Annotated in this window: 5 protein-coding genes; all 5 read left to right on the top strand. The window is 33.0% G+C overall.

The features are described 5' to 3' along the window. The first annotated feature begins 39 nt into the window (after positions 1-39). From D1816_RS15265 to D1816_RS15245, 5 genes are read left to right on the top strand one after another with little or no spacing between them, the layout of a single operon-like run. Positions 40-2,406, top strand: coding sequence for an ABC transporter permease (locus tag D1816_RS15265; RefSeq protein ID WP_118503948.1), 2,367 nt, complete (start codon positions 40-42; stop codon positions 2,404-2,406). 23 nt (positions 2,407-2,429) lie between these two features. After that, the gene (locus D1816_RS15260; protein ID WP_118503946.1) at positions 2,430-4,853 is read left to right on the top strand and encodes an ABC transporter permease; all 2,424 of its coding nucleotides are present in this window, start codon (positions 2,430-2,432) and stop codon (positions 4,851-4,853) included. Positions 4,854-4,871: 18 nt separating this feature from the next. Then, entirely contained in the window at positions 4,872-7,340 is a 2,469-nt protein-coding gene (locus D1816_RS15255; protein ID WP_118503944.1) for an ABC transporter permease, read from the top strand. 34 nt (positions 7,341-7,374) lie between these two features. Continuing rightward, positions 7,375-9,759: an ABC transporter permease gene (locus D1816_RS15250; RefSeq protein WP_118503942.1), complete on the top strand. Its 2,385-nt coding sequence runs from the start codon at positions 7,375-7,377 to the stop codon at positions 9,757-9,759. A gap of 30 nt (positions 9,760-9,789) precedes the next feature. Beyond that, complete coding sequence (locus D1816_RS15245; RefSeq protein ID WP_118503940.1) at positions 9,790-12,297, top strand: ABC transporter permease; 2,508 nt, start codon at positions 9,790-9,792, stop codon at positions 12,295-12,297. Position 12,298 lies beyond the last annotated feature (1 nt).

Raw genomic sequence — 12,298 nt, 5'->3', positions numbered from 1 at the left:
GAATGTGTTTAGTTATTAAAATCAATAAACTAAAGAGTTATGTTAAGACATCATTTCGTTTTGTATTTAAGAAGTATTAAAAGATATAAGGTTTCTTTTTTTATTAATATTATTGGATTATCTACTGCATTAACGTGTTCTATTTTGATATATCTATGGGTAAGCGATGAATTATACACCGATAAATTTCACAAAAACAGTGATCATATTTTTCATCTAATGGAGCTTGCCGAATTTCCACAAGCTACAAAAGTAGGTAGGACCACATCTGGAAATATAGCACCACTTATGTTAGCAGAAATGCCAGAAATACATATGGCAACTCAGGTGGTAAAATATCCACAAGATGCAACACTTTCTATCGAGAATCAAACCATAAAAGGAGATGGTCATTATGTAAGCAAAGATTTTTTTAAAATATTTTCTTTCCCTATTATCAAGGGCGATAAAAATGATATCTGGGCCGATACAAATACCATATTAGTATCAGAAACTATTGCTACAACTCTCTTTGGTTCTGTAGAAAATGCAATAGGACAGAGTATTGATTTTCAGAAGGAAAAACAGTATACGGTTTCTGGTGTTTTTGAAGATGTACCCAAACAATCATCAGAACGATTTGATTTTGTACTCTCTTATGAAGAAAAAACGCTTTCTCAAACTAATCTTTTGGATTGGGGTAGTCAATCAACATATGTATATCTTAGTATGAAGCCAGATACTGATATTGTTGCTTTTAATGAAAAGATTCATGATTTTATTCGAAATAAAACTAATAAAGGACAGTCTTATCGTACTCCGTTTTTGAAAAAATATACAGACGAATATTTATACGGGAGTTATGAAAATGGTATACAAGCAGGAGGCAGAATTACATATGTGAGACTTTTTTCTATCATAGCGCTGTTTATTCTAATTATAGCCTGTATCAATTTTATGAATATGTCTACAGCAAAAGCCTCTAGACGACTTAAAGAAATAGGTATTAAGAAAGTTATAGGAGCAAATAGAAAAACACTCATTTTTCAATATATGATAGAAGCTATTGGGATTGCCTTTATGGCTTTATTATTAGCCATTGTTTTTGTTATTCTATTACTTCCAGAATTTAACCAAATTACAGGGAAACAACTTTCTATAACAATTAGTTCTGGTTTTGTTTTTTCGTTATTAGGGATTACAATATTCACCGGCTTATTATCAGGTAGTTACCCCGCCTTATATCTATCTGGCTTTAAACCTGCTTTAATATTAAAAGGGAAACTAAATTCTTCTGTAGGAGAAGTATGGACACGTAAGGGGTTAGTTATTATTCAATATACGGTTTCAATTATACTTATCGTATCGGTCTTAATAGTTCATCAGCAAATTGAATTTATACAAAACAAAAATTTAGGATATACCAAAGAACAAATAATTCATTTTAATAGAGAAGGAAAAACGTTGGATGACAATCATATGGATACTTTTTTGGCAGAACTTAAAAACATTCCAGGAGTACTAGACGCATCGAGTACCCGAAACGCTATGACCGGTGATGGTTGGGGCGTAGGAGGTTTTGATTGGGAAGGAAAAGATCCTAATGATTATACTCAATTTCAAAATATGATAGCATATTATGGTTTGATTGAAATGTTAGATATCAAAGTAGTACAGGGCAGGTCTTTCTCAAAAGATTTTAGTGAAGAAAACACTAAAGTTATCCTTAATGAATCTGCTATTAAACGTATGCAATTGAAAAACCCTGTTGGTAAATTTATCGGATTTAGAAATAAAAAAAGAGAAATTATTGGGGTGATTAAAGACTTTCATTTTGAATCTCTTCATGAAGATATCAAACCTATGATTATCAATTTATGGCCCGAAAGACTAACTAAGTTTATGGTAAAAATTAAAATAGGTGAGGAACAGGAAACCTTAACATTACTCAAAGATTTTTATGAAAAAAACAACCCTGGGTTTTTGTTTGATTATATGTTTCTAGACGAAAATTATCAACAGCTTTACATAGCAGAACAGAGAGTGTCTAAGCTGTCTCGATATTTTGCCATTTTAGCTATTATTATCTCATGTCTAGGTCTTTTTGGACTTGTATCTTTTACCGCAGAAAGAAGAAAAAAGGAAATTGGAATTCGAAAAGTTTTGGGGGATAGTAGTGCTCACATCTCTTTTTTATTATCTAAAGAATTCGTAAAACTGGTCTTGGTGGCAATAGCTATTGGGTTGCCTATAAGTTATATGTTAATTGATAATTGGCTCTCTGGTTTTGCTTATAAAACAGGAGCAAATCTATGGTATTTTCTTACAGCAGGTATGTTAGTACTTATAGTAACCATATGTACAGTGAGTACTCAAACGATTATCGCCGCGAATAGAAATCCGGTCGACGCATTAAGAGATGAGTAGAATCATAATTAGAATAAACCACAATGTATACTTTATATTTTAAAATAGCCGTTCGATATCTTTTAAAGCATAAGCTCTATTCTTTTATTAATATATCTGGATTAGCAATAGGAGTGGCTTCCTTTATTTTGATTATGGTATATGTTAATTATGAACGTAGTTATGATCAATTTAAAGGATCTGAACACGTATACAGGGTGTATATGGATTATTTAGAAGGAGATACTTTTGTAGCGGGTGATGCACAATCCTATAATCTTTCTGGACCAACATTTAAACAAGAGTTTCCAGAAGTATTGGATTTTGTACGATTTTATCAATTGGATAAAGTTACTTTTAAAATAGGGGAGCAAACGTTAGAAGAAACCCGCGGTAGCTTAGCAGATCCGTCTTATTTCGATATTTTTAATCAAAGTCTAATTAAAGGAGATACCGCAACTGCATTAAAAGAGCCAAACTCTATTGTACTTACCCAAACAGTAGCTCAAAAACTCTTTGGTAAAGAAAACCCTATCGGTAAAACCATATCTATTTTTTGGGGATCTCCAACCTTGGCTACAGTAACAGGTGTAATGGCAGATGTTCCCGAAAACACCCATTTTAAAATCAATTATTTATTGTCTTTTAAAACCATAAAAACATGGGATGAATTTGATGGTCAAAAAGAACTCGAGTGGAGTCGAAATAATTATTTTACCTATCTAAAACTAGATAAAAATGCAGATATAGGATTACTTCAAAAAAAAATAATAGAAAGTGATTTTGAAGATGATCTAGATGAGCGGCATAATATAGAGCCCATACAGGATATACATCTATACTCTAATAAACCCTATGAGGCAGAAGCTAATGGAAGCGTAACACGAGTAAAGTTTTTAATGGCAATTGCATTTATTATCTTAATTCTTTCTTGGTTAAATTATATTAATCTTTCAACTACTAAATCTCTAGAAAGAGCCAAAGAAGTTGGTATTAGAAAAGTAGCAGGAGCACATAAACGACAGCTCATAGGGCAGTCGCTATTAGAATCTGTAATTCTAAATGGACTGGCTATACTAGTAGCAATAGTAATTGCTATTATAGTGCTTCCATTGTACAATTCTTTTACAGGAAAAGCATTAACCTTTGAGGTAAGTAGTTTAACTGGTATACTATTAATAATAGGGATAATTCTTTTTGGGATGATATTGGCAGGAGTATATCCTGCAATTCTTTTAAGTAGTTATTCTCCATCAAGAGCACTAAAAGGTAAAGTTCGTACTTCTGCTAGTGGGTTACATATAAGAAAAGGACTAATCATCACACAATTCTTAGCAACCATTGTATTGTTAATCGGAACTATTGTGGTGACAAAGCAAATTAATTTTATGAAAGATCAACCCATTGGCTCAGATCTAAATCATATAATAGCGATTCATGGAGAAATTTTAAGTAAAACATCCGATTCTATACTTTTAAATGAGTTTTCTGCACTAAGCGAAGAAATGAAAAAACTACCTGTTGTAAAGTATGCAACAACTGCACAAACTTATCCAGGAGATGGATATGAAAACTTATCTTCTTTTATGGGTATTACCTATCCAGACGGTACCGAAGAAGGAAACAAAGTATACTATAACTATAAGGTAGAAGCGGATTACTTCGATATTATGGATATTGAATTTTTAGCTGGAACAACTTTTCAATCCAATAGTATAGGAAAAGGTACTAAAAGAGACATGGTGATCAATGAAAAATTCACAAAGGAAATAGGTATTTCTAATCCATTAGAAGCGATAAATAAAACAGTAAAGTTTTGGGGTATAGATTGGACTATTATAGGAGTTGTAAAAGATTACCATCATTTTGGACTAAAAACCCCTGTGCAACCAATGATGATGAGGCAACAACCCACTAGAGACAATGTATTAGTAAAGTTAGATCCAAATATTATAGCTACATCAGGGTATCAAAGCGCAATCACACAATTAGAAAAAGTTTGGTCAGAAGTATTTCCCGAAAGTACTTTTAGTTACACCTTTATCGATAAAAAATTTCAAGCACAATATGATGAAGATGCCAAATTTAGTAGTGCTTTTAGAATTTTTACAGCACTGGCAATTTTTATTGCGGCTCTAGGTCTTTTTGGATTAACCTCATACACATGTATACAACGTAAAAAAGAAATAGGGATCAGAAAGGTCAATGGAGCCAGTATTTTTAAAATACTAAAACTATTAAATATAGATTTTATTAAATGGGTCGGAATTGCCTTTTTTATTGCTGTTCCGGTTGCTTGGTATACAATGAACTCATGGTTATCCAATTTTGCAATTAAAACTGATCTAAGCTGGTGGATATTTGCATTAGCAGGGATTATGGCATTAGGGATAACACTATTAACAGTAAGCTGGCAAAGTTTTACTGCAGCCAACAGCAATCCTGTAGATGCGTTAAGAGATGAATAATCTAATAAAACAACGGTTATGAATATACATGAATTAAAAGTTATTGTTAGAAGTTTATGGAAAAAGAAATTCATGACTTCTACCAAAATTATAGGACTGATCGTTGGATACACAATATTTATTTTTCTAGCCGAAAAAATACAACATGAAACCAGTTATGATACGTTTTGGAAAGACTCTGAATCTATTTATAGAGTTGGCCTTGATGTACAATATGAAAATGGTAAAGAAGTCAAATCTGCAAAGAATTTTGGCGGATCATCAGAACTGTTGGCTAAAGAATTTGAAGGCGTTCTTACGCAATGTAATATTGGTCGAGATGTAGTAACTATTTTTAATGGCCCTAAACAAAAAATACAAAATGTTGATTTTGTTTGGAGTGATCCTACTTTTTTCTCTGTTTTTGATCGTAACATCATTTCTTCAGAATCAGGTTCATTACTCGAAAACATTCATGGTGTTGCGATTTCACAATCTTTTGCAAAAAAGTTATTCGGAAATAAAAACCCTTTGGGTAAAGAACTTACCGTTAATGAAGGATGGAAATTTGTAGTCGATACTGTTTTTGAAGATATTCCGGGTAATAGTCATATGAAGATCGATGTTATAGGAACATTTAAAACATTGTTCTATTACATGCGAAATTTTGATAATAAAAATCAGGTTTTAGTAGAAAATCCGGCATATCAATACCTAAAGGCGACACCTTACGAGACACAACGATGGCAAACCCCTGTAGAGTATCGTTCTTATTGTTATATAAAGTTAGAAGATAATACGTCGATAACCACTATAGAAGCTAACTTAAAAAATGCACTTAAAAAGGTAGCGCTTCCTGAAAATTTGAAAACGGCCGAGATGAATTTTATCTTTCAGCCTTTAGCAAATATTCACCTAAAATCTAAACTTGATCATGAATTATCAGTAAATGGGGATCAAAGACAAGTACTTTTTCTCTCGATGATCATTATTGTTGTACTACTAGTTTGCTTGATTAATTTTGTTAATCTAAATACGATTTCAACAATAGAGAATGCAAAGAATTATTCGATAAGAATACTTAATGGTTCTCGATATATACAGGTACTTCGTTTATTATGTATTGAGAGTGTAGTATTTAATATTGTTGCTCTTGCAGTAGCGATAACCATAGCATATTATCTAGTTGATTCGCAACTTTCGATTAACGGCATATCTTCTTTTACTTATTTGATACTTAGTGTAATTGTGGTATCAATAACGGCACTTGCTTCGATCGTTCCATTTTTATCTGTTGTAAAAAACAAAGCTTTTTCTGTAATAAAAGGAGGAAAGCAAAAGCTTCAACAAAAATGGACAAGCCAAAAGGTAATGGTCACATTGCAATTCTCTGTGACGATAGTATTGATAATTTGTACTACAGGAATTTATACGCAAATGCAATATATGATGGATAAAGAATTAGGTTTTAACGGCAAACAAACGCTGTACAGTTTTACGCCTATGACCATGAATCAACATCCAGAGCTGTCTAGTAAATTAACAACATTTAAAAATGAAGTTTCGGCCTTGAGTGGTATCACTTCATTTTCGGTAAGCTCATCTATTCCAGGTAAGTCGATTAATCGTTTAACTAATCAAGTAACAGAACTAGGAGAACCCAGGCCTTATCCTGTAACGTTTAACCAGATTAGTATTGATAACCAGTTTCTAAAAACATATGATATTTCATTAATAGCAGGTATGAACTTTGCATCGCAAAATGACTGGAATTCTGATGAGGTATTAATTAATGAGACGGCATTTTCTAAAATGAATATCACTAAAGCTAGTGATGCTATAGGAAAGTATATTAGTATAGGAAAGAAAAATTATCAGATACGTGGCATAGTCGAGGATTACCATCATGTCTCTTTACATAATCCTGTAACTCCAACAATTTATGCCCAAAATATAAACTGGGATCATTCTGTAGGGTATTATTCTTTTCAATTGAATTCGAATGCAATAGGAGAAACAATGGATCAAGTGTCCCGGATTTGGAATAACCTATACCCTAACGAAGAATTTATTTTTAATTTTTCTAATGCTGCATTTGAAGCTCAATATCTCCAAGATCAAAAGTTTAATCAGATTTTAAGTTACGCTACTGTTTTAGCCCTTCTTATTTCATGTATAGGCCTATTAGGGGTAGCCTTGTTTAATACAAAAAAGAGAATTAAAGAAATTGGAATTCGAAAAGTAAACGGAGCTAAAATCAATCAGATTTTAGTGATGCTTAATATAGATTTTATCAAATGGGTAGTGGTTGCATATGTGATTGCTTGTCCTATTTCATGGTATGCATTGAATAAATGGCTAGAAAATTTTGCATATCAAACAAACTTAGGAATCTGGATATACCTTATTGCAGGGTTTGGAGCTTTAGGCATTGCATTATTAACAGTAAGCTGGCAGAGTTTTATAGCAGCCAATAGAAATCCAGTTGAGGCGTTAAGAAACGAATAAATTTTAATATCAATCAAATCAAAACCAAACAGTTATGTTTAAGCACAATGTAAAACTATTTCTTAGAACGATAAAGCGGTATAAGACTACTTTTATGATTAATGTTATAGGCTTGTCTTCAGGACTTGCTTGTGTGTTATTAATAGCTCTTTGGGTATTAGATGAAGTTAAAGTTGACAAGTTTCATGAAAATGATGAATACTTATATCAGGTATGGAATAAGTTTGAAAGCAAAGAAGGACCTAGAGTGCTTAATTGGACACCAACTATTCTGGCAGAAACAATGGCAGATAAATTGCCTGAGATAAAATATGCCGTAGCTCAAACCGTACCAGAGCAATTTGCAAATGTACCACTTCATGTAGATAGCAAAATTATAAAGACAGATGGTGTATTTGCTAGCACAAATTATTTTAATGTGTTTTCGTATCCATTGATAAAAGGAAATAAAGATCAAGTACTAACAGGTACTAATTCGATTGTGATATCTCAATCATTAGCAAATAGACTTTTTGGTTCTGTAAATAATGTGGTAGGAAAAGTAATAGAATGGGAAGCAATGGGTATGTTAGAAAAACATCAAGTAAGCGGTGTTTTTCAAGATTTCCCGTCTAATTCTACAACTCAATTCGATTTTATATTACCCTTAGAAACGTATAAAAAAGGCGTATTGTTTAATGGAGGTAAAAATGATTGGGTCAACAATAATCCGATAACCTATATTGTCTTAAATGAAGGAACCAATATACAAGAATTTGCGACTAAAATAGAAGCTTTTTCTAAGTTACAAGACAAGGATGTTACAGCAGATCTTATAATGACAAAATATTCATCTAACTATTTGTATGGTAATTTTGAGAACGGAAAACAGACCTCAGGACGCATGAATTACGTTTATCTATTTTCTTGTATTGCATTGTTTATTTTAATCATTGCTTGTATCAACTTTATGAATCTTTCTACTGCAAATGCATCAAGGCGTTTAAAAGAAATAGGAGTAAAAAAAGCTCTTGGATCTAAAAGAATCACACTGATTACTCAATATTTTGCAGAATCGATAATGACGGCATTCGTTTCTTTAGTATTGGCATTTTTAGTGGTTGTCCTTTTTATTCCGCAGTTTAATATCATAACAGGCAAATCACTATCCCTAAATTTTGATCCATTAACTATTGGTTTAATATTCCTTATTGCCTTTTTTACAGGAATTTTGGCAGGAAGCTATCCCGCATTACATCTTTCTGGTTTTAAGCCTGTATCGATTTTAAGAGGGCGACTAAAAAATTCATGGGAAGAAATTTGGGTTAGAAAAGGCTTAGTTGTATTTCAGTTCTCATTATCAATTATTCTAATTATTGCTGTTTTGTTAGTTTCTCAACAGGTTAACTATGTCCAATCCAAAAATTTAGGAATGGATAAGGACAATGTCGTTTACTTTAAACAAGAAGGAAAATTAAGGCAAAATGCAGAAACCTTTTTAAAAGAATTGAATGCAATCCCAAATGTGGTAAATGCCGCCATGACAAGTCAAAATATTATTGGCACTAATATTAATACAACAGGAGGACTGGTTTGGACAGGTAATGAAGAAGAACGTCAATCCCGTTTTAAAGAACTTCGAATAGGGCATGATTTTATTGAGACTATGGATATGAAACTAAAAGAGGGAAGATCTTTTTCTAGAAATTTTCCAGCCGACAGTGCTGCAATAGTTTTTAATGAAACTGCTATAAAAATGATGAGTATAGATGATCCGATTGGCAAAACAGTACGTTACGGATCGACGTATTATACGATTATAGGCGTCCTAAAAGATTTTCATTTTCAATCATTTCGAGAACTTGTTCGACCTATGTTTTTTAGGTTACATGATAATAGGCGTAGTCTAGAATTCGTGGTTCGAATCGCTAACGGAACAGAAAAAGAAACGCTTAGTAAACTAACAAATCTATACGCAAAATTTAACCCTGGTTATGTATTTGAATATAGTTTTTTAGATGCTGATTTCCAGAAACAATATGCAGCAGAACAGCAAGTAGCCTCTCTTTCTAAATATTTTGCTGGTTTAGCAATTTTGATCTCTTGCTTAGGTCTATTTGGTTTGGCAATGTATACCGCAGAACGAAGACGTAAAGAAATAAGTATTAGAAAAGTATTGGGGCAGAGTGCATCTCAAGTTACTGTAATGTTATCAGGAGAGTTTACAAAATTAGTTTTGATCGCTACTGGTATAGCTATTCCCATAGCATATCTATTGGCAAGTAATTGGCTTTCTGAATTCGCTTATAAAGTACCCCTAAAATTATGGTATTTTATTGGTGCTGGTTGTATATCTCTCTTAGTTGCATTGCTTACCGTGGGTTCACAGGCCATAAGTGCGGCAAATAAAAACCCTGTAGACGGGTTAAAAGAAGAATAAAAGGGTTTTTAATATCAAAAAACGATAATCATGTTTAAGAATTATATCAAAATCGCCTGGAGAAATGCAATCCGACAAAAACAATTTACCATCCTAAATATTCTTGGACTTAGTATAGGTATTTGTACGTGTTTTATTATTGGTTTGTATGTACATAACGAAATTACATATGACACGTTTCATGAAAATGCAGATCGCATTTATAGAGTAAATCAACCAAATATTTGGGGGGATTGGGATGAGATGGTTTCTAGTACAGGACCTAACGTAGCAACCGCATTGCGATCAGACGCACCAGAGTTTGAAGAAATCACTAGGCTTTTTAGCACAGGTACACAGACAATTCGCGCAAACCATAATGGAGATGTTGCCTTATATAATGAGGAACGCTATTTTGCAGCAGAAGAGAATATCTTTGATGTGTTTTCTTTTAATTTTTCACAAGGAAATCCGAAAACAGCACTTAGTGAACCTATGACCATGGTGATGACAACTAAGACTGCAAAACGATATTTTGGAAATGAAGACCCCATTGGTAAAACAGTCGAAGTTAAGAGTCATGACGGTACTTGGGATACGTATACGGTAAGTGGAATAATAGCAGAGGTGCCTTATAAATCACACCTTCAGTTTGATATGATTGTATCTTTAAAAAGCTATTCTGAAATGATGGACGCTCATGGGTGGAAATGGATTTGGACAGCTTTTGCTACCTATGGTTTAGTAAAAGGAGGAACAGATATGCAGGCGTTTACAGATAAGCTTCAGAAAATACCACCAAAATGGGCACCTCCAACAACAGAAAAAATCTTTAACCAGACCTTTGAAGAGTTCACCGCGGGACATGCCTGGACATTAGATCTTCAACCACTTAAAGAAATATACCTTTCTGACTCTCCTGCTTTTAATGCATTTGGGCCTAGTGGTAATCCTATGTTTGTAAACATATTTGGCGCTATCGGAATTTTAGTACTCTTATTATCCAGTATTAATTTTATGAATCTTTCTACAGCTAGATCGTCTAAAAGAGCAAAAGAAATAGGGGTAAGAAAGGTCTTAGGATCGAAACGAAAGGCGCTTATAAAACAGTTTGTCTTAGAATCAACACTTTTTGTTTTGACAGGTACTATTATAGCCTTGTTATTGGTTCAATCTACTTTAAAGATATTTAACTCAATTGCCGAAGTAGAATTAGAATTGATTCCTTATTTGATAAATCCAGTGTTTTTAGGGATAGTATTAGTATTTGTATTGGGACTAGGTTTATTATCAGGAAGTTATCCTGCCTTTTATCTATCGATGTTTGAGCCTGTAGAAACCTTAAAGGGAAAGATAAGTACAAAGTTTAGAGGAAAAGGAATTAGAAATGGACTAGTGATTTTTCAATTTACGATATCTATTGCGTTAGTCATATGTACTTTTTTTGTTCAAAAACAGTTATCATACACTTCTTCACTTGATATAGGTTTTAAGAAAGATAATATACTTCAAATTCATAATATTGAACAAATAGGTTTTGATACAGAGGTTCTTAAGAAAAAGTTAGAAGAAAATCCGGCATTTTTAAATGTAGGTAAATCTTTTGGGCTACCTCCTAATATTTGGTCAGGAGACCGATATAAAGCAAAAGGTTCTCAAAATGATGTGGTTCAACTTAGAAATGTAAGAACAGAAGAGGATTATCTAGAGGTATTAGGAGTAGAATTTTTAGCAGGTAGAAATTTTGATTCGTCTCGACCTAATGATAAATATAAAGTGATTTTAAATGAAGAAGCAGTTAAGACCTTAGGCTGGGGCTCTCAAAACACATATACTACAGATTCACCCGTTGGAAAAATAGTAGCACTTGCATCAGGAGGTGAGGATGAATTTGAAGTTATGGGTGTGGTCAAAGATTTTAACTTTAATAGTGTACGTCAGGAGATAGGACCACTAGTTATTATTCATCATCAAAATGATAAAGTATGGGACTACGGTGCTGGATTATCCTTCTATTCTATGAGGCTTAATCCAGAAGTGATACAAAATACAGGTGATCTAGAAGCCTTGGTTGCAAATGTCCAGGATGATATTGCACAAATCGATTCATCGATCCCTTTTGAGTATAGTTTTATGGATCAAGAATTTGAGAACACTTTTCAATCAGAAAAACGTATGAGTATTGTGCTCAATATATTTACGCTTATGGCACTCATTATTGCTTGTCTTGGACTTTTTGGTCTTGCTGCTTTTACTGCTGAGCAACGCGTAAAAGAATTAAGTATACGAAAAGTATTAGGTGCTAAAGTATCAGAATTGGCAGTATTATTTTCGTCAGAATTTGCCAAATTGATATGTGTTTCTATTCTTTTGGCTGCGCCATTAGCATATGTTTTAGTAGACGAGTGGCTTAAGGGATTTGCCTATAGAACCCCAATAGATATTTGGGTATTTGTTTTAGCGGCAATTAGCGCAGTAGTTATTACCTTTTTAACGGTAGGATTTCAGACAATTAAAGCGGCTTCGTCAAACCCTATAATCAATTTGAGAACAGAATAAA

The organism is Aquimarina sp. AD10 (genome assembly GCF_003443715.1).
Classification (GTDB): Bacteria; Bacteroidota; Bacteroidia; order Flavobacteriales; family Flavobacteriaceae; genus Aquimarina; species Aquimarina aggregata.
The sequence above is the reverse complement of the archived record's forward strand: the minus strand, read 5'-3'. Positions and strand labels throughout refer to the sequence as shown.